Annotated in this window: 16 protein-coding genes; 12 read left to right on the top strand and 4 right to left on the bottom strand. The window is 51.9% G+C overall.

Features of this window, described 5'->3' with window-relative positions:
• The first annotated feature begins 158 nt into the window (after positions 1 to 158).
• Positions 159 to 899: a peptidoglycan meso-diaminopimelic acid protein amidase gene (gene dpaA, locus QQZ17_RS19890; protein WP_042324816.1), complete on the top strand. Its 741-nt coding sequence runs from the start codon at positions 159 to 161 to the stop codon at positions 897 to 899.
• Here the strand turns inward: dpaA and QQZ17_RS19885 are convergent.
• On the bottom strand, positions 870 to 1,637 hold the full coding sequence (locus QQZ17_RS19885) for a class II glutamine amidotransferase (protein ID WP_152405780.1): 768 nt from the start codon (positions 1,635 to 1,637) through the stop codon (positions 870 to 872). The genes dpaA and QQZ17_RS19885 overlap by 30 nt on opposite strands.
• A gap of 216 nt (positions 1,638 to 1,853) precedes the next feature.
• Positions 1,854 to 2,432: a D-sedoheptulose 7-phosphate isomerase gene (gene lpcA / locus QQZ17_RS19880; protein ID WP_046475922.1), complete on the bottom strand. Its 579-nt coding sequence runs from the start codon at positions 2,430 to 2,432 to the stop codon at positions 1,854 to 1,856.
• Positions 2,433 to 2,671: 239 nt separating this feature from the next.
• Between lpcA and fadE the strand changes: the two genes are divergently transcribed.
• Together fadE and QQZ17_RS19870 are read left to right on the top strand one after the other, a co-directional pair.
• The gene (gene fadE / locus QQZ17_RS19875) at positions 2,672 to 5,116 is read left to right on the top strand and encodes an acyl-CoA dehydrogenase FadE (protein ID WP_152405781.1); all 2,445 of its coding nucleotides are present in this window, start codon (positions 2,672 to 2,674) and stop codon (positions 5,114 to 5,116) included.
• A gap of 110 nt (positions 5,117 to 5,226) precedes the next feature.
• Positions 5,227 to 5,997: an amidohydrolase gene (locus QQZ17_RS19870; protein ID WP_152405782.1), complete on the top strand. Its 771-nt coding sequence runs from the start codon at positions 5,227 to 5,229 to the stop codon at positions 5,995 to 5,997.
• Positions 5,998 to 6,031: 34 nt separating this feature from the next.
• Here the strand turns inward: QQZ17_RS19870 and QQZ17_RS19865 are convergent, their stop codons facing one another.
• The gene (locus QQZ17_RS19865; protein WP_152405783.1) at positions 6,032 to 6,925 is read right to left on the bottom strand and encodes an EamA family transporter; all 894 of its coding nucleotides are present in this window, start codon (positions 6,923 to 6,925) and stop codon (positions 6,032 to 6,034) included.
• A 521-nt stretch (positions 6,926 to 7,446) separates the two neighbouring features.
• On the opposite strand from QQZ17_RS19865, the gene QQZ17_RS19860 reads away from it, so the two are divergent.
• From QQZ17_RS19860 to QQZ17_RS19820, 9 genes are all read left to right on the top strand, one after another.
• Positions 7,447 to 8,376: a LysR family transcriptional regulator gene (locus QQZ17_RS19860; RefSeq protein ID WP_235922400.1), complete on the top strand. Its 930-nt coding sequence runs from the start codon at positions 7,447 to 7,449 to the stop codon at positions 8,374 to 8,376.
• Between the two features lie 360 nt (positions 8,377 to 8,736).
• Positions 8,737 to 9,603 (top strand): triphosphoribosyl-dephospho-CoA synthase, encoded by an 867-nt coding sequence (locus QQZ17_RS19855; protein ID WP_152406391.1) that lies wholly within the window; start codon positions 8,737 to 8,739, stop codon positions 9,601 to 9,603.
• Positions 9,600 to 9,725 (top strand): hypothetical protein, encoded by a 126-nt coding sequence (locus tag QQZ17_RS19850; RefSeq protein WP_258441289.1) that lies wholly within the window; start codon positions 9,600 to 9,602, stop codon positions 9,723 to 9,725. Before QQZ17_RS19855 ends, QQZ17_RS19850 begins: the two co-directional genes overlap by 4 nt.
• A 21-nt stretch (positions 9,726 to 9,746) precedes the next feature.
• The gene (gene madB, locus QQZ17_RS19845) at positions 9,747 to 10,973 is read left to right on the top strand and encodes a Na+-transporting malonate decarboxylase, carboxybiotin decarboxylase subunit (RefSeq protein ID WP_152405785.1); all 1,227 of its coding nucleotides are present in this window, start codon (positions 9,747 to 9,749) and stop codon (positions 10,971 to 10,973) included.
• Positions 10,974 to 11,037: 64 nt separating this feature from the next.
• Positions 11,038 to 12,705, top strand: a complete 1,668-nt coding sequence (mdcA, locus tag QQZ17_RS19840; RefSeq protein ID WP_152405786.1) for a malonate decarboxylase subunit alpha — start codon at positions 11,038 to 11,040, stop codon at positions 12,703 to 12,705.
• Between the two features lie 16 nt (positions 12,706 to 12,721).
• Entirely contained in the window at positions 12,722 to 13,999 is a 1,278-nt protein-coding gene (locus tag QQZ17_RS19835; RefSeq protein WP_152405787.1) for a biotin-independent malonate decarboxylase subunit beta, read from the top strand.
• Positions 14,000 to 14,009: 10 nt separating this feature from the next.
• Positions 14,010 to 14,891 (top strand): biotin-independent malonate decarboxylase subunit gamma, encoded by an 882-nt coding sequence (gene mdcE, locus QQZ17_RS19830; RefSeq protein ID WP_152405788.1) that lies wholly within the window; start codon positions 14,010 to 14,012, stop codon positions 14,889 to 14,891.
• 120 nt (positions 14,892 to 15,011) lie between these two features.
• Entirely contained in the window at positions 15,012 to 16,115 is a 1,104-nt protein-coding gene (locus QQZ17_RS19825) for an acyl carrier protein (RefSeq protein ID WP_152405789.1), read from the top strand.
• A 219-nt stretch (positions 16,116 to 16,334) separates the two neighbouring features.
• Complete coding sequence (locus QQZ17_RS19820) at positions 16,335 to 16,550, top strand: acetyl-CoA carboxylase biotin carboxyl carrier protein subunit (protein WP_152405790.1); 216 nt, start codon at positions 16,335 to 16,337, stop codon at positions 16,548 to 16,550.
• A 184-nt stretch (positions 16,551 to 16,734) separates the two neighbouring features.
• Here the strand turns inward: QQZ17_RS19820 and QQZ17_RS19815 are convergent, their stop codons facing one another.
• The gene (locus QQZ17_RS19815; RefSeq protein ID WP_152405791.1) at positions 16,735 to 18,174 is read right to left on the bottom strand and encodes an amidase; all 1,440 of its coding nucleotides are present in this window, start codon (positions 18,172 to 18,174) and stop codon (positions 16,735 to 16,737) included.
• Positions 18,175 to 18,230: the final 56 nt, after the last annotated feature.

The following is an 18,230-nucleotide window of genomic DNA, read 5'->3' as shown; positions in this document are numbered from 1 at the left end:
GAGATCGTTTTAGTATAAATTGTAAACGCACCACGAGGGGCTTGCGAAAAAATGTCGTGGTGTTAATGTGAGCGCTCCAAATCCAGATTAGTCCGATTTGGGGATCTTATTATTTGCCGTTCTGGCGTGTGCAATCGTTTTATCAAGGAACAAGCAGTATGCGTAAAATCGCATTATTTATTGCGATGCTTTTGATCCCGTGCGTGTCATTCGCCGGCTTGCTGAGTAGCAATAGCTCCACGACGCCGATCAGCAAAGAGTATAAGCAGCAATTGATGGGATCGCCGGTCTATATACAGATCTTCAAGGAAGAGCGCGCGCTCGATCTCTACGTCAAGATGGGCGAACAGTATCAACTTCTCGATAGCTACAAGATTTGTAATTACTCCGGCGGCTTAGGTCCAAAACAGCGCCAGGGGGATTTTAAAAGTCCGGAAGGTTTTTATAACGTCCAGCGTAGCCAGCTCAAACCCGATAGCCGCTTTTATAAAGCCATTAACATTGGCTTCCCGAACGCCTATGACCGTGCTCACGGTTATGAAGGCAAATACCTGATGATTCACGGTGCCTGTGTCTCCGTTGGCTGCTATGCCATGACCGACAGCGGCATTGATGAGATTTTCCAGTTTGTCACTGGCGCGCTGGTCTTTGGTCAGTCGAGTGTTCAGGTCAGTATTTATCCTTTCCGCATGACCGATGCCAACATGCAGCGCCACAAGTATTCCTATTACAAAGAGTTCTGGTCGCAGTTAAAGCCGGGATACGATTACTTTGAGCAAACTCGCAAGCCACCGACCGTTTCTGTTGTCGATGGCCGCTATGTCGTCAGCAAGCCGTTGAGTCACGAAGTGGTTCAGCCGCAACTGGCGTCAAACTACGCGCTCCCCGAGACAAAATAACGCCCACTCGCCTGGCATAATTTTTTGCCAGGTTTCGTTTCCTGTCAGCGGTTGCGTCGCAATCACGGTGACCACATCGTTAGGTGTGGTCTCTGAGCTGAAGTCAATTTCCACATCCTGATCCAGTAGCGTTGCCACACCAAACGGCGCGCGGCGGGTGATCCAGAAAAGATTGGTTGAGCAGAATGCCATCACATAGCGGCCATCTGACAACAACATGTTAAAGACCCCTTTCTCACGCAGTACCCCCGCCAGCGTCGCGATATACCTGAATACCGCCGTCATATTGCCCGGCATGCGCGGGTAGCGCTGAGTCAGTTTGTGCAGCAGCCAGCAGAAGGCCTTTTCGCTGTCGGTTTCACCGACGGGGCGAAAATTGCCGGTTTCCAGCGATTTATAGCCTGAGAGTTGCCCGTTGTGCGCATAGGTCCAGTTACGGCCCCACAGCTCACGCGTGAAGGGATGCGTGTTCTCCAGCGCCACTTCACCCCGGTTCGCCTGGCGAATATGGGCAACCACGGAGCAGGATTTGATCGGGTAGTCCTGTACCAGCCTGGCGATGGGAGAATTAAAGCTGGGTTGCGGATCTTTGAACGTCCGACAGCCTTTGCCTTCATAGAAGGTGATGCCCCAGCCGTCTTTGTGCGGCCCGGTTCCACCCCCCCGCTGAACCAGCCCGGTGAAACTAAAGCAGATATCGGTAGGCACATTGGCGCTCATCCCGAGCAGTTCGCACATACATCACCTCCACGAAACGCCACAATGAAGCGGAAGGCGTAATTGTTACAGCCAATCAGGACTCAAAATGGCAGATAAAATAATATGCTATACCCTAAATAATTCGAGTTGCAGGAAGGCGGCAAGGGAAGAAATCCCCAGGAGCATAGATAACTATGTGACTGGGGTTTCTGAGTACAGCCAACGCACCTGCAGCTTGAAGTATGACGGGTATAGTTATTTAACCATCTCTTTTTCGATCAGCTGAATCAGGATATGAATCACTTTAATATGAATTTCCTGAATACGGTCAGCATAGCCGAAATGCGGAACGCGGATTTCGATATCGGCGGTACCGGCCATTTTGCCGCCGTCTTTACCGGTCAGGGTGATCACTTTCATCCCCTTCTCGCGCGCCGCAGCGATGGCTTTGATCACGTTCCCCGAATTGCCGGACGTCGAGATGCCTAACAGCACATCGCCTTCGCGCCCTACCGCTTCCACATAACGGGAAAAGACGTAGTCGTAACCGAAATCATTGCTGACGCAGGAGAGATGGCTGACGTCGGAAATCGCAATGGCCGGATAGCCCGGACGGTTTTCGCGATAGCGCCCCGTCAACTCTTCTGCAAAGTGCATAGCATCACAATGAGAGCCGCCGTTACCGCAGGACAGTACCTTACCACCTGCTTTAAAACTGTCTGCCAGCAGGACCGCCGCGCGCTGAATGGCGTGAATATTGGCGTCATCTTTTAAAAAATTAGCCAGCGTTTCCGCCGCTTCGTTCAGTTCGTTACGAATAAGATCCTGGTACATGAGGATATCCTTCAGCATGAATGTAAATGACAGGATGCAGTGTACCGGATAGCTCTGGCAGCGAGAAGCATAAGCCACATCAATGGCGACGGCTTTTGATTTTTCGTGCCGCGGAAAACAGCAACAATGTGAGCTTTGTTGTAATTATTTTGTAAACACATTGATAAAAGATTTTACATCCACTACAACCATAACATCACAAGTGGTCAGACCTCCTACAAGCAAGGGAGCTTTTCGTTATGATGATTTTGAGTATTCTCGCTACGATCGTTCTGCTCGGCGCGCTGTTCTATCACCGCGTGAGCTTATTTATCAGCAGCCTGATTTTGCTCGTCTGGACGGCGGCGCTTGGTGTTGCCGGACTGTGGTCCGTCTGGCTGCTGATTCCGCTGGCCATTATCCTCGTGCCGTTCAACTTTACGCCAATGCGTAAGTCGATGATCTCCGCGCCGGTGTTCCGCGGCTTCCGTAAGGTCATGCCGCCAATGTCGCGTACGGAGAAAGAAGCGATTGATGCCGGTACCACCTGGTGGGAAGGCGATCTGTTCCAGGGCAAACCGGACTGGAAAAAACTGCACAACTACCCGCAACCGCGTCTGACCGCCGAAGAGCAGGCGTTCATCGACGGCCCGGTAGAAGAAGCGTGTCGCATGGCGAATGACTTCCAGATAACCCATGAGCTGGCCGATCTGCCGCCGGAGCTGTGGGCATTCCTGAAAGAGCATCGCTTCTTCGCGATGATCATTAAGAAAGAGTACGGCGGGCTGGAATTCTCGGCTTACGCACAGTCTCGCGTACTGCAAAAATTGTCCGGCGTCTCCGGGATCCTGGCGATCACCGTGGGCGTGCCAAACTCTTTAGGTCCTGGCGAACTGTTGCAGCATTACGGTACGCAAGAGCAAAAAGACCATTACCTGCCCCGCCTGGCGCGTGGTCAGGAAATCCCTTGCTTTGCACTGACCAGCCCGGAAGCGGGTTCCGATGCGGGCGCCATTCCGGATACCGGCATCGTCTGCATGGGTGAGTGGCAAGGACAGCAGGTGCTGGGGATGCGCCTGACCTGGAACAAGCGTTATATCACCCTTGCGCCTATCGCTACCGTTCTGGGGCTGGCGTTTAAACTTTCCGACCCGGATAAACTGTTAGGCGGCGATGAAGAATTGGGGATCACCTGTGCGTTGATCCCGACCTCAACGCCGGGTGTGGAAATTGGTCGTCGTCACTTCCCGCTGAACGTCCCGTTCCAGAACGGTCCGACGCTCGGTAAAGACGTGTTTGTGCCGATCGATTACATCATCGGCGGCCCGAAAATGGCCGGTCAGGGCTGGCGTATGCTGGTGGAATGTTTGTCGGTAGGTCGCGGCATTACGCTGCCGTCAAACTCTACCGGCGGGGTGAAATCTGTCGCGATGGCGACCGGGGCCTACGCCCATATTCGTCGTCAATTCAAAATCTCCATCGGTAAGATGGAAGGGATCGAAGAACCGCTGGCACGCATTGCCGGTAACGCCTACGTGATGGATGCTGCCGCGTCCCTCATCACCTACGGCATTATGCTGGGTGAGAAGCCAGCAGTGTTGTCGGCTATCGTGAAGTATCATTGTACCCATCGTGGCCAGCAGTCGATTATCGACGCAATGGATATTACCGGCGGCAAGGGCATTATGCTCGGCGAAGGTAACTTCCTCGCGCGGGCCTACCAGGGCGCACCGATTGCTATCACCGTGGAAGGCGCCAACATCCTGACCCGTAGCATGATGATCTTCGGCCAGGGGGCGATTCGTTGCCATCCGTATGTGCTGGAAGAAATGGCGGCGGCGCAGAACAACGATGTGAATGCGTTCGACAAACTGCTGTTCAAACATATCGGTCACGTCGGTAGTAACAAGATACGCAGCTTCTGGCTGGGTCTGACGCGCGGCTTAACCAGCCAAACACCCACCCGCGATGCGACAAAACGGTATTATCAGCACCTTAACCGTCTGAGCGCTAACCTCGCGCTGCTCTCCGACGTTTCGATGGCGGTATTGGGCGGCAGTCTGAAACGCCGTGAGCGCATCTCCGCCCGTCTGGGCGATGTGTTGAGTCAGCTGTATCTGGCCTCTGCGGTACTGAAGCGTTATGACGATGAAGGCCGCCATGAAGCCGATCTACCTCTGGTTCACTGGGGCGTTCAGGATGCACTCTATAAGGCGGAGCAGGCGATCGACGATCTGCTGCAAAACTTCCCGAACCGTCTGGTTGCCGGGCTGCTGAAGGTCGTGATCTTCCCAACCGGTCGTCACTATCTGGCCCCGTCGGACAAGCTGGATCACAAAGTCGCGAAGATTTTGCAGGTTCCGAGCGCCACCCGTGACCGCATTGGTCGTGGTCAATACCTGACGCCGAGCGAGCATAACCCAGTGGGATTACTGGAAGAGGCGCTGCTGGACGTGATGGCCGCCGACCCTATCCACCAGCGTATTTGCAAAGAAATTGGCAAAAACCTGCCGTTCACCCGTCTGGACGAGCTGGCGCAAAACGCCCTGGCAAAAGGCTTAATCGACAAAGAGGAAGCGGCCATTCTGGTTAAGGCGGAAGAAAGCCGTCTGCGCAGCATCAACGTGGATGATTTTGCCCCAGAGGAGCTGGCGACGAAGCCGGTAAAGCTGCCAGAGAAAGTGCGTAAAGTCGAAGCCGCATAACGCTTACACATGACCTTTTAGCCTCGCTTCGGCGGGGCTTTTTATCGCCCACGTTTCCTGAAAGCACGTGCTACAGTGTCAGAGTGCTGTTCAACAAGGAGAGCCCTACCGTGCCTGGTTTGAAAATTACGCTGCTGCAACAACCGCTGGTCTGGATGGATGGTCCGGCCAATTTGCGCCACTTTGACCGTCAACTGGAAACCGTGACCGGACGCGACCTGATTGTTTTACCGGAGATGTTCACCACCGGCTTTGCGATGGAAGCCGCCGGGCAGTCGCTCGCGGAAGAAACGCTTATCGCCTGGCTGCGCGATAAAGCGCAACAGACCGATGCGCTGGTGGCCGGGAGTGCTGTCATCTCCAGTGAGCAGAGGGCGGTAAACCGCTTTTTCCTGGTTGAGCCGCGAGGGACAGTTCATTTTTATGACAAGCGTCATCTGTTTCGCATGGCGGACGAACATCATCATTACCAGCCGGGTAACCGTCGCACGATCGTGGAATGGCGCGGATGGCGCATTCTCCCACTGGTGTGTTATGACCTGCGTTTCCCGGTGTGGTCACGCAATCTGAATGATTACGATCTGGCGCTGTATGTCGCCAACTGGCCGGCTCCCCGTTCTCTGCACTGGCAGACACTGCTGGCGGCGCGCGCTATCGAAAATCAGGCATATGTTGCCGGGTGCAACCGCGTCGGTACGGACGGTAACGGCCATCATTATCGTGGAGACAGTCGGGTCATTAATCCCCAGGGGGAAGTGATCGCCACGGCGGAAGCCCACCAGGCCACGCGCATTGATGCGGAACTGTCGTTGAGTGCGTTAAAAGAGTACCGGGAAACCTTCCCGGCCTGGCAGGATGCCGACCCGTTTACCCTGCGCTGATCCCCTCCCCCTATGGGAACCAGACAAAAAATGTCTACTGCTGTGGGGACGGTTCAGCATCAGGTTCCCTGATAAACAGGCTGACAAAGATGATCACCACGCCAACCCACTGCAGCCAGGCGATTTTCTCCCCCAGAATCAGCATAGCGACAATGACGGCCATCGGGAGTTCGCACGCGCAAAGAATCGAACTGATGCCACTGCCAATACGCGGAATGCCAATCGCAAAGAAAACGATCGGGATGGCGTAACCGAGTACGGCCATTAATCCGCCATACAGCATTGCAGCGCCGAATGTTTCTTCTGACAGCGTTAATTCGAGGTTTGGTAATATCAAAACCAGCGTCGAGGCTAAACACCCCACCATGATATAGAACGTGCGCTGTGACCAGTGCGCATCAGAGACGACATGCGCATTGAAAAAGAGGAAAAAAGAATAACAAATCGCGCAAAGCAGGCCAAATGCCACGCCGCTCCAGGTGAGGTAAAAATGGTCAAAATCACTGAGTACCCCTGCCGCCAGCACCGTTGCTGATAATATCAGTGCAATCATCAGCCAGCGACGCCCGCCGGGCCACTGTTTGCGGTACACCGCGTCCAGAAGCACGCCTATCCAGACGAACTGGAACTGCAGCACAACGGCGACCGATGCGGGTAAACATTCCACCGTTTTAGTAAACGTCCAGGCCGTCAGCCCCATGGTTAATCCCACGAGGAAAAGTTGAATGCGTTTCGTCTTGTCGATTGAATATTGCCGAAACGAAACCAGGATGATGGCAAAAATCACAAAACTGATGCTGACCGACGCGAGCATTAAATGACTCAGGGTCACCCCCGCAGATAATCCAAGTTTTATCATTGTGGGCAACATGCCTGTCGTCATTGCCCCCAATGCCACCATCACACTGTATTTGGCTTTAGTTGACATGAGTTCACTCGTTAAGGGTATTAACAGTTGTATTATTCTGTCGAACAGAGTTGTCGTAGAGTAAAATGTTCATCTGCCCGTTTCCATTATTCGCACAATGTATCCGCACAATGCGCGAATTTTCTGAATTATCGTTGCCTGGCGCAGGCATAAGGTAATATATGGCACTTACTCTTCAGGAACCAGACCTGTGATATTCGTATTCATTACCTGTAATGTAATGAAGTAACATAAAAGCTACTCAAATAAACCCTGCGTTATCTTTCGGAATACTACCAGATTTTGTTATCATCCTTTTACCAGGATTAAACATATTATCAACAGCATTATTTCAGGATGTCTTCCACTTTTTAAAAACGCGGTTAGGACTATTAGAAGGTGAGCGTTAATTTCTCCTAAAATAACTTACGTGCAGCACTTCACAAAATTACATATCCTTAGTCTGAACAACCTGATGAGATGATATATGTAATGTTAAAACGCATGTAATGGCAGAATTCATCACCAGAAGGAAACCAGTTATGTTTAATGGGATCACCTTAAGAAAATTAGAGATTTTTCTTTCTTACATGCAAAACCGGAATGTGACGAAGACGGCTGAAACACTCAATATCAGTAAAGTCAGCGTTCACCGTACGCTTCATGCACTGGAAGAAGACCTGCGCTGTGCCCTTTTTATCCACCAGGGCCGATCGCTGTTTCCGCTCGACAGTGCGAATGTGCTTGAGGAGCAATCCACCCTTCTGCTGGAACAGTTTCAACGCTGTGTTCGTCTTACGCAGGCCGCCTCGAAGGAAAAAGCCAGTAAGTTAAAAATTGGCATGCTGTATTCTTTGTCTCTCGAAACCATCCCTCATTTAATCATGGGGCTAAAACAACGAAGACCCAATCTTGATGTCGAACTCTTAATGGCGTCGAACCAGAAGTTATTAGGCTTACTCAATACCCAAATGGTTGATGCTATTTTAATTTCCGTTCCGGAACACTACGATACGGCAAGATTTGAAACCTTACCGATTTTTGATGATGATATTTTTCTTGCCACGCCGGTTGATGTTCCTGCGCCACCCCAGGTTCCTGTTGATTTAACCCTGTACAGCAATCAAAAATTTATCAGCCTTACCGAAGGTTTTGCCACCTACAATGGTTTTCAGGAGGCATTTAAAATTGCTGGCTTCAAACCTGACGTTATTGTTCAGGTACAGGATGTCTTCTCTCTGATGAGCCTTATCAGCTCCAACATGGGTTGCGGTCTGTTGCCGGGGAGAATGAGAAGTTTATTCTCTGATAAAGTCAGACTTTTACCCCTGGAAACGCGTTTTCAGATGAAGCAGCATATCGCATTAGTTTTCCCCCGTAATAGTGAATACAACCTACTACCCTTAATTGCGGAATGTCGGATGTACGCCCGCAGTTATAATAAAAAACAGAGTCAGACTCCCGCCTCTTAAAAAAATAACGGCACTATAATTGGGATGTGATAATTTCCGGATAGCGCCGCCCGCCGTTTTTTTTCACTCATTACCTTTTACGTAACGATAGAACCCGGTGTGTAATTGACTGTGTTTACCACAGATTTATACTGATTTTCAAATACAGTACCTTTTCCAATTATTCTAATTCTTAACGTATTCATCGCATCGTAAACGGCAAATGACCGATTGTGGTGTTCGCCTGGTATTGGAAAAAATCAGAATAAACGTGCTTAAAGGAAGAGAATAATGCAGGCACTCGCGAACGTAACTCAGATAACCTTTTCTCCATCATTGCCTGATGACAGAACAGTTAACTATTTTCAGTCTCAGCCAGCGATGGTGGGTGAAGTGCTGCTGCAAGCCATCTTGCTTGAAGTCTGCAGTTTCCCAAAACCAGGACTGGTCACCCCGGTATCAACCGGCTCGCACAGCGATATGAATCTGCAAACTTTCCTGCTCAGTTCTTCCGCGATTGCCCCCTGTTTCACGCTGTGCGCCGAGGCCGGGTTCACGCATCGCAAACCTTTGTCACGGCTGTTAAAAAAGATTAGACCGATTGGCATTGATTATGAAAACCGCCTGCTTGAAGTGACCCGGGGAATCAACACGCAGCGCGGGATCCTGTTTTCTGGTTCGGTTCTGGCCTGTGCTGCAGGTTATTTATCTGGCCTGAATCAACCCATTAACAGCATTTCACTGGCCCATTGCATCCGCCAACTCTGCCAGGGGTTATGCGAATCTGATTTTGCCGTTTTAAAGACCCGTCCAGCACAGACGGCCGGTGAAATCTTGTTTACGAAATACGGCGTCACCGGGATCCGAGGCGAGGCTGAACAGGGCTTCCCCACGATCGCTCAAATTGGCTACCCGGCGTTAATCGCGGCATTCAACAAGAGGCTGCCTTTACGTCATGCATTAGTCGATTGTCTCCTGATGCTGATGACACAGTGTGAAGACACGAACGTATTGTGGCGGACAGGGCCGCAACAACTGGCTGAACTGAAACTCCGCGCATCAGAAATTGTTCATCGCGGCGGGATAAGTGCTCCGGGAGGTGAGGCGCGTATTCACCAGCTTAACGAATGGTGCTGTCAGCACAGAATTAGCCCAGGCGGTTCAGCGGATCTCTTAGCCCTGAGCATCGCAATGTATCTGCTATGCCATTCACATTTTCCCAACGACGTTACCCAGGAGAGAATATGAGCATCTATCAATATGCGTTTATTTGTTATTGCATCACTATCGCCATTTCATTTGCCGTTATGGGGATCGTCGTTGGATTAAACAAAGCCATGAATAAATTAAATATTCGTGATGACGACTAATAATAAAATAAGGAATTAATCATGGAGATATTATTACGCCTCTTCTCGGGTATCGGGACTTTTTTTACTGAAGATCCGCTGATCGCCCTGGTCCGTTTCCTGCTCATTGTGTGCGGCTTCGCCCTCGCTTACCTCGGCTTTAAACGGAAACTGGATCCGTTAATCATGGTACCTATGGGCCTGGGAATGATCGCCATTAACGCCGGCGTATTGTTTCTGAATAATGGCACCATCGGCACCATCATGCTGGATCCCATGGTGAGTGAAACCAACGAGTTAATGTCGTTGATGCAGGTGAACTTCCTGCAACCGATTTACGCCCTGACGTTCAGTAATGGTCTGATCGGCTGTTTAATCTATCTTGGCATCGGCACCATGAGTGATGTCAGTTTTCTGCTTGCCAGACCCTGGGCCAGCATTATCGTCGCGCTGTTTGCCGAACTCGGTACGTTTGTCATGTTGGTTATCGGCTATCAGTTCTTTGGTCTGCCGCTTAATGAAGCCGCCGCTATTGCCACAATCGGCGGTGCAGATGGTCCGTTAGTGATGTTCTCGGCACTGATTATGTCGCCGAATCTGTTTGTTCCGATTGCGATTATCGCCTATTTGTACCTGACGCTGGCCTACGCAGGTTTCCCTTATCTGGTACGCCTGATGGTGCCGAAAAAATTCCGCGGCGTTGACACGGAAATGGAATACCCGCAGGTGTCCAAAAAGGCGAAATTCATTTTCATCATCTCCATGTGTACCCTGCTTTGTTTGTTGCTGCCTGCGGCCGCGCCATTATTGCTGTCATTCTTCGTCGGGATGGCTATTAAAGAGGCGGATATTCTCCCTTATCACAAGCTGCTGGAAAGTACGATCACCTACAGCGCCACCTTCTTCCTGAGTCTTCTGCTGGGAACATTGTGCAGCGCGCAGACCCTGATGGATCCGAAGGTTGGTATTATTCTGGTATTGGGCGTCGGCGCATTGGTTATTTCGGGTATTGGCGCATTAGCCGGCGGCTGGTTTATTTATTTCCTGTCACGGCGGAAAAATTACAGCTATAACCCGGTGGTCGGTATTTCCGGCGTCTCTTGTATGCCGACCTGTGCCAAAATTGCGCAGTATGAAGTCACAGCGGAAAACCCCTATAGCGTTATTTTACCGGTTGCCATCGGCACAACGATCAGCGGAATTATTGTCTCCGCCGTCGCCGCCGGGATATTCATGACCACATTCTCAGTGGTCACTATTTTACCGTAACGTTTTTATCAATATCCAACACCTGATTCACCAATGAGACTATTTATAAACTGGAGATATTGGTATGTCTGAAGTAAAAAAATGGAATAAATTACAGGAAGACACCCGGCAGCGTATGGCGCAGATACAGTCGCTATTCAGGCAAGGGAAAGAAATTGATGCGGCGGACACCGTTACATTGCTGGAAGGCGTTATCCGTGCAGGCGACAGAATTAACATTGAGGGGAACAACCAGAAACAGGCCGATTTTCTGGCCGAATGCTTGTGCAAGGTTGATAAAGAAAAAATAAATCATCTGCATATGGTGCAATCAGCCGTTCCTCTGGCCGCACATCTGGAACTCTTTGAACGGGGGATCGCCGAAAAACTCGACTTTGCTTACGCGGGACCGCAATCAGAGCACCTCGCCACCGCCATCCGGGAAGGCAAGATCAAGCTCGGCGCTATTCATACGTATCTGGAGCTGTTTGCCCGCTACTTTATTGATTTGTACCCACGCGTCTCGCTGGTCACGGCGTATGAAGCTGACCGCGAAGGCAACCTGTACACCGGTTTTAATACCGAAGATACCCCCGCCATCGTTGAAGCGACGAAATTCCGCCAGGGCATCGTCATTGCTCAGGCGAATAAGATCGTCGATAAAGTCCCGCGCGTAGATATTCCCGGCGACTGGGTCGATGTGGTGATTGAGTCGCCGCGTCCTTTTTATATCGAGCCGCTGTTTACCCGCGATCCGGCATTAATTACCGACACGCATGTCCTGATGGCAATGATGGCGCTGAAGGGGATCTATGCCGAATATGGCGTCAAACGCATCAACCACGGCATTGGTTTTTTCACCGCCGCCATTGAGCTTTTACTCCCCACCTATGGCGAGGAGTTGGGTCTGAAGGGAAAAGTCTGTACCCATATGGTGCTGAACCCGCACCCGACGCTGATCCCGGCGATAGAAAGCGGCTGGCTTGAGGCGATCCATTGCTTCGGCGGCGAACTGGGCATGGAAAATTACGTGAGCCAGCGCCCGGACATTTTCACCATCGGTCCCGATGGCTCGCTGCGTTCTAACCGGGCCTTTGCCCAGACGGCCGGACACTACGCCCTCGACATGTTCATCGGCGGCACGCTGCAAATCGACAAATACGGCAACAGTAGCACCGCGACGGCTGACAGGGTCGCCGGCTTTGGCGGCGCGCCCAACATGGGATGCGACGCCAAAGGACGCCGTCACACCACAGAGGCCTGGCTGAAGTGCGGTGAGGAGTTCTCTGCTACTCAACAGGAGTTGCTGGGTGATATGCCGCGTGGCAAGCGCCTGGTCGTGCAGATCCAGGAAACCTTCCGTGAAAAAAGAGCGCCAGCGTTTGTCGATCGCCTCGATGCCTGGCAACTGGCAGAAAATGCCAACCTGCCGTTACCGCCGGTGATGGTTTACGCCGATGATGTCACGCATATCCTCAGCGAAGAAGGCATTGCCTATCTGCATCGCTGTGTCGGTCAGGAGCAGCGGATGGCGGCCATTCGCGCCGTTGCTGGTTACACAGAACTCGGTCTGCAGGCAGATCCGGCCGAAACGGCACGGTTGCGCGAACGTGGTCTGGTTAAAACGCCGGAAGATCTGGGTATCGACCGTCGACGCGCGAACCGTTCGCTGCTGGCAGCCAAAAATATCAAGGAATTGATGGACTGGTCAGGTGGCTTGTACAACCCACCATCACGGTTCCGTAACTGGTAATTCAGGAGAAGAAGAAATGGCGTTAAACCAACTGAATATGTGGTGTAGTGCGGCGACTCCGCGCCCGTTATCCCGGCCAATGGTGCATTTTGGCGTCGTGGGTTCTGGCGATCTGGAGGTATTGATTGAGAGCCAGAACCTGAATGGCAAAGCGAACATCTGCATCAACACCCCCATCACCGGATTCGATGATATCTGGCGCCGGGTCATGACACGTTTTATCGACGAGAGCCAACTGGGCGATGTGCTCATCAGCATTAATGACAATAACGCACCGCCCGCCGTCGTTGCCCTACGTTTACAGCAAGCGCTGGCTGAACTGGAGCCCGCGAATGGCTCCTCCGGCGCCAAAAGCTTTCTCGAGGCTAACGCTCGCACCCGGGCTTACGGTTTAGTCGATGAGGGGACCTTTACCGAGTTAGCCGGTCCGGCGGACAGATGTACCAGTCCGCATCTTCCGGTGCTGGGCGAAGCTGTCGAATTTGATGATGGGATCGTAACCGGAATTGGACTGCTGGGTCGTCGTCCGACCCTCGTTATCTCCCAGGAAGGCCGCTTTATCGGTGGTTCGATTGGCGAAGTAGGCGGTGCCAAAATGGCCGGCGCGTTGAAGCTGGCGCTTGAGCTGTACCAGCGGTTAAGCCACAACGATGCGCCACCGCAGGCTGAAAAATGCCCCCTGGTGCTGATCTCTTTTGAAACCGGCGGCGTGCGGTTGCATGAGGCGAACGCGGGTTTGCTGGCCCACGCCGAGGTGATGGACTTGCTTCAGGATCTTCGCCACAAAATCCCGGTCGTGGCACTGGTGGGCAGTAAGCTGGGATGTTTCGGCGGCATGGGCTTCGTTGCCGCCGCCACCGACGTCATCGTCATGAGCCAGTTCAGTCGCATTGGGCTAACCGGCCCGGAAGTCATTGAGCAAGAAATGGGGCGCGACGAATTTGACGCCTCAGATCGCGCCCTGGTGTTCCGCACTACCGGTGGGAAACATAAATACATCATGGGCGACTGTAATTTCCTTGTTGAAGACAGCATTGACGCTTTCCGCGCCCAGGTGCAGAAGATTGCCGGAATGACCATGGCGGAGATCGAAGCATTAAGGCGGATCGGCAGCCCTGAACTGGTTTCCAGGCAGATGGCCACGGTCGCGGCGGTCAGTGAACTCCAGCCAACGGATTCAGTCGATGTCTGGCGGGCGGCAGGCAATGAACCACCGCAGGCACTGGTGGATATGTCGCTGGACGCGTTTTTAGCCACGACCCGACGTTTCACCCCTTCTACATCCGATCGCTAAGGAGAAAACAATGGAGACTTTAATGGGTCAGGGACGCGCCGCTATCGACATGCTGGTCGATCCCGACAGTTTTCAGGAAAATCAGTTACCGGCGTTTACCCTCCCTTGCGAAGACTACGGTCCAGGTGCGGTGGTGGGTTCTGCGCAACTGGGGGGACGTACCTGCACGGTCATCGCCAATGACGCAATGGCTTTCAATCCGCGCTTTCCGGTGGTCTATGCCGGCATTATCGGCCTGGAAGAGGCGTACAAAATGGCCCGCGCCGTGTATTGCTCGATTGCCGCCGACGCCAACAAACCCATCGCTGACAAACGGACATTGCTGCTGATCGTCGATACCCCGGGGAACGGGCCGGGCAAAGTCGAAGAAATTATTGGTATGAATAAGGCTACGGGGGCTTATCAGCTGGCGCTGGCTGAGGCCCGTAAAGCAGGACATCCCGTCATTGCGCTGGTGATCGGTCGTGCCATCAGTGGCGCATTCCTGTGCCACGGCTTACAGGCAGATCGCATTCTGAGTCTCAGCAGCAAATTCAACACGATGATCCACGTTATGCCGCTTACCAGTATTGCGCGCATCACCCGGCAAAGTCTGGAGCGGCTGAGCGAGTTGGCGACCAGTAATCCGGTTTTTGCCGCAGGTCCGCAGTTCTTTTACCATCTCGGCGGTATAGAACAGCAGATCGATGAGCTCGACCAGATGCGCGATGCGCTGCTTCAGCACATGACAGAAATTCGGGCGTTAAAATGCGAAGGGCAGCAACATCTGCTTGGCCCTGAAGGTCGCGGAAGACTCGGTTTCCATCGCGGGGGACGTAAGATTCGTACTGCGGTACAAGCGTTGATGCAGCAGCAGTTCGAGGATGTCGCGGAGCGTTATATCCAGGCGTAAAGCCTGACGGTTTCGCACCAAGGAAAGTGAGCAAGATCTTCGGGGGAATGTGTCAGCCGCGTTCCCCCGAGGTAACGCAGGATTCACGGGCTGTCGGTTCACACCGTAGGGAGGTTGCGAATGCAGGATAAACTCAGGATGCTGGAAATGATGGTACAGGAGATCAGTACCGTGCCCACACTAGCGCAGATGCCTCAGCGAACCTTAGGTAGCAAGGGCATCGACGGTCCCACCAGCGCGCATGTGATTGAACAGATCCATACGCCGTTAAACCTGGCCTGCGTGACCTTTACCACGGGCTCCAGCGCATTTCAGAACATTGTCGGCATCACGCATGAGGAGATGCCACAGCGGATTGCGGCAGGCTGCAAAGCACTTCAGCTTGCGGGCATTATACCTGGCGATCGGATGCTGGTGACCTATGCCCCGCTGAACAACGTCTTTACGCCGGATTCGCTGGTTGAAGCAGGCGTTAGCCACGGCTTTTTGTTGCGTTCCTGCCAGGATGCCCTGCTGCTGGCGCTGATCAAAGAAAATTACCAGGTCGTACTGGGAGAGTCTTCGTTTCTGCGCGCCACGCTAAAGCAGGCAAAAACGATGGATCTCGCCGGGTTATTGCCTGAAAAACTGTGTCTGCTTGCTGCCGGAACGCCTCTGGATCCGGAATTGCTGGAACTCGCCAGCGAGTTTAATTTTACCGTCCACGATCTCTATGGCAGCCAGGAATTCGGTTGGCTGACGCTGGATGGCCAGTTTCTGCGCGATGATCTGAGTCTGGTGGCGTCTCCGTATGGTCAGGAGTATGTCGAGATGATCGTAGGGGGATTACCGACTGGCGACAGCTTCCCGGTCAGTCCTCAGGGGCATATCTGCAACACACAGGGAAAATTACTGACTTATAAAAGACAACGTACGCAGCCAAATTACGAAGTGGTGATCGCAGCCACCCCGTGCCATTCTCGCGAACTGATGGAAAGAACCGCTCGCACGCTGCTTCGCATTAAGGGATGTATTGTCAAAGTCGCCACAAATCTGGTGCTCACCGCCGATGTCACCGAATTAAAACTGGTTCCCGGTCAGCCACCGGATGAAACACCGGCTCCAGCGTGCGTGGCGACGATTCGCGGTCCGGTTGCCACCGGACTGTTTGATACGCTGGTACAGGCGCAGCTCACTTATGAAAGGCAATCCAAGAGCGATCCGGCGTGGCTAAAACGCCGCTAGCAATTCTGTTGCCAGTGTTAATAAATGCAGGTCGCAATATCGTTACCTTTTAGGTAACCAAGCATCATTTATGTTGGCGAAAACCAGGCCGCCTGTCATTGAAATTATTCTTTGAACAGGTAATTATCATCGTAACGATAATAATAAATCGTTTTCAGGATACCAGGTTTTTTGCCTCGTAAATTATTTAATTATTTCTCATAAAAAAAGGATGTCGTTATGTCTGAAATGAAATCAAAAGTACCTGGCATTGTTGAAGAAATCCTGTGTGCTGTGGGTGATAGCGTTGCCAAAGGTCAACAGGTTCTGGTAATGGAAGCCATGAAAATGAAAATGCCCATCCCTGCACATGAAGCCGGTACCATTAAATCTATTTCGGTGAACGTGGGTGACCGTGTTAACCCGGGTTCGCCATTATTTGAGATTGAATCCTAAAATTTAAGCCACGCCGCTTTTCTCACACGCCACTGTTTTCAGTGGCGTAACTTTTTTATTCCGTAATTTCCTGTCTGCGTCCCCTGCTGGCCTTTATTTCTGGTTGTGATATTCATTACTTAATTCAGCGCAAAAAAACCGGGATAAGCATCCCGGTAAGAGGCAAATGGTTAATTATCAATAATTATGGCTGTAGCAGTTTCGGCCGATAATCCAGATTCCAGCGTGTTTCTTGTTCGTAGATCTGACCAATGCTCAACACTTCCATATCATGGGCATGAGGCCCAATCAGTTGCATCCCCATCGGCAATCCCTGTGCATTGAAGCCTACTGGAACGCTAAGGGATGGACTACCAATCAGGGTTGCAGGAACCACCACTTCCATATAGCGGTGATACGTATCCATTTGTTTTCCTGCCACTTCCAGCGGTGAGTGTTGAGAAGGATCGAAGGGGAAGATTTGCGCCGTCGGCAGAACAACAATGTCATATTCCGCGAACAGCTTATTGAACGCCTGGTAGATAGTGCTCCGCTGCACGGAGGCGAGGTAGGCATCACGAGCCGTCAATTCCAGTCCACCCTCAACTTCCCAGACCGCCTGCGGTTTCAGCAACGCGCGGGTTTCAGGTTTGTCATACAGTGGACGTAAACCGTTGGAGACAATCCAGTGACGCCAGATCAGCCAGGTCTCCCACATCTGTTCAGCCGTGACATCCAGTTTTACAGGTTCGACACTGTGGCCAAGTTTCTCAAAGACTTTTAAGGCGTTTTCGCAAAGACTCAGCACGCCCTCTTCCATCGGCAGCGCGCCGTTTAAATCGCCAAGCCAGCCAATGCGCAGTTTGCGCTCAGGCGGGGTGAATGGTGCCAGAGGTTGACCTAACGACAGTGGAACTCGCGCATCATAGCCCGACTGGGTTTGCAGCAAACGAGCCGTATCCGCGACGTTACGCCCCATTGGCCCTTCAAGCCCCAACTGGCTCACAAAAACCTCTGGTGTCGGCCCAAAGGGTACGCGTCCCTGACTCGGTCTGAAACCAATGATGTTGTTCCAGGCCGCAGGATTACGCAGCGAACCCATCATGTCACTGCCGTCCGCCACCGGTAGCATCTGCAATGCCAGCGCAACCGCCGCGCCGCCACTGCTGCCTCCCGAAGATTTCGTCTGATCCCAGGCGTTCCAAGTCGTGCCAAAAACGTTATTTATCGTGTTCGAACCCAGCCCAAACTCCGGCGTGTTCGTTTTACCGATAAAAATGGCCCCTTTGTTTCTGATGCGTTCAACCATAACCGAATCGTTAGGCGCGATGAAATCTTTAAAAATAGGAGAACCGTTTGTCAGAGTAATCCCTTTTACCGCAGATAAATCCTTAACGGCATGAGGAAATCCGTGCATCCACCCCATATACTGACCATTGGCCAGTTGTTTATCCTTATTTCTGGCCTGCTCCACTAAATCATCCCGGTCCTGTAAGGAGACAATGGCATTGACTTTTGGGTTAAGGATTTCAATTTTATCCAAATAAGCATTCATGACTTCAACACATGATACCTCCCTGGATTTGATGCTGTCGGAAAGCGCCAGGGCGCTCATTTCCGTAATCGGATTATTGATTTTATTCATGTTGCCCTCTGAAATTGATTTTTCCTGCAAACGCATTCGCGTTTATTTAAGAATAT

Source organism: Citrobacter sp. T1.2D-1 (genome assembly GCF_950098555.1).
Classification (GTDB): Bacteria; Pseudomonadota; Gammaproteobacteria; order Enterobacterales; family Enterobacteriaceae; genus Citrobacter_A; species Citrobacter_A telavivensis.
This window is presented reverse-complemented; position numbering and strand designations above follow the sequence as displayed.

Bases quoted from the DNA above. Each gene is read 5' to 3' on its own strand.
- dpaA (WP_042324816.1), top strand. From the start codon at position 159: ATGCGTAAAATCGCATTATTTATTGCGATGCTTTTGATCCCGTGCGTG.
- QQZ17_RS19885 (WP_152405780.1), bottom strand. From the start codon at position 1,637: ATGTGCGAACTGCTCGGGATGAGCGCCAATGTGCCTACCGATATCTGC.
- lpcA (WP_046475922.1), bottom strand. From the start codon at position 2,432: ATGTACCAGGATCTTATTCGTAACGAACTGAACGAAGCGGCGGAAACG.
- fadE (WP_152405781.1), top strand. From the start codon at position 2,672: ATGATGATTTTGAGTATTCTCGCTACGATCGTTCTGCTCGGCGCGCTG.
- QQZ17_RS19865 (WP_152405783.1), bottom strand. From the start codon at position 6,925: ATGTCAACTAAAGCCAAATACAGTGTGATGGTGGCATTGGGGGCAATG.
- QQZ17_RS19860 (WP_235922400.1), top strand. From the start codon at position 7,447: ATGTTTAATGGGATCACCTTAAGAAAATTAGAGATTTTTCTTTCTTAC.
- QQZ17_RS19855 (WP_152406391.1), top strand. From the start codon at position 8,737: ATGGTGGGTGAAGTGCTGCTGCAAGCCATCTTGCTTGAAGTCTGCAGT.
- QQZ17_RS19850 (WP_258441289.1), top strand. From the start codon at position 9,600: ATGAGCATCTATCAATATGCGTTTATTTGTTATTGCATCACTATCGCC.
- madB (WP_152405785.1), top strand. From the start codon at position 9,747: ATGGAGATATTATTACGCCTCTTCTCGGGTATCGGGACTTTTTTTACT.
- mdcA (WP_152405786.1), top strand. From the start codon at position 11,038: ATGTCTGAAGTAAAAAAATGGAATAAATTACAGGAAGACACCCGGCAG.
- QQZ17_RS19835 (WP_152405787.1), top strand. From the start codon at position 12,722: ATGGCGTTAAACCAACTGAATATGTGGTGTAGTGCGGCGACTCCGCGC.
- mdcE (WP_152405788.1), top strand. From the start codon at position 14,010: ATGGAGACTTTAATGGGTCAGGGACGCGCCGCTATCGACATGCTGGTC.
- QQZ17_RS19825 (WP_152405789.1), top strand. From the start codon at position 15,012: ATGCAGGATAAACTCAGGATGCTGGAAATGATGGTACAGGAGATCAGT.
- QQZ17_RS19820 (WP_152405790.1), top strand. From the start codon at position 16,335: ATGTCTGAAATGAAATCAAAAGTACCTGGCATTGTTGAAGAAATCCTG.
- QQZ17_RS19815 (WP_152405791.1), bottom strand. From the start codon at position 18,174: ATGAATAAAATCAATAATCCGATTACGGAAATGAGCGCCCTGGCGCTT.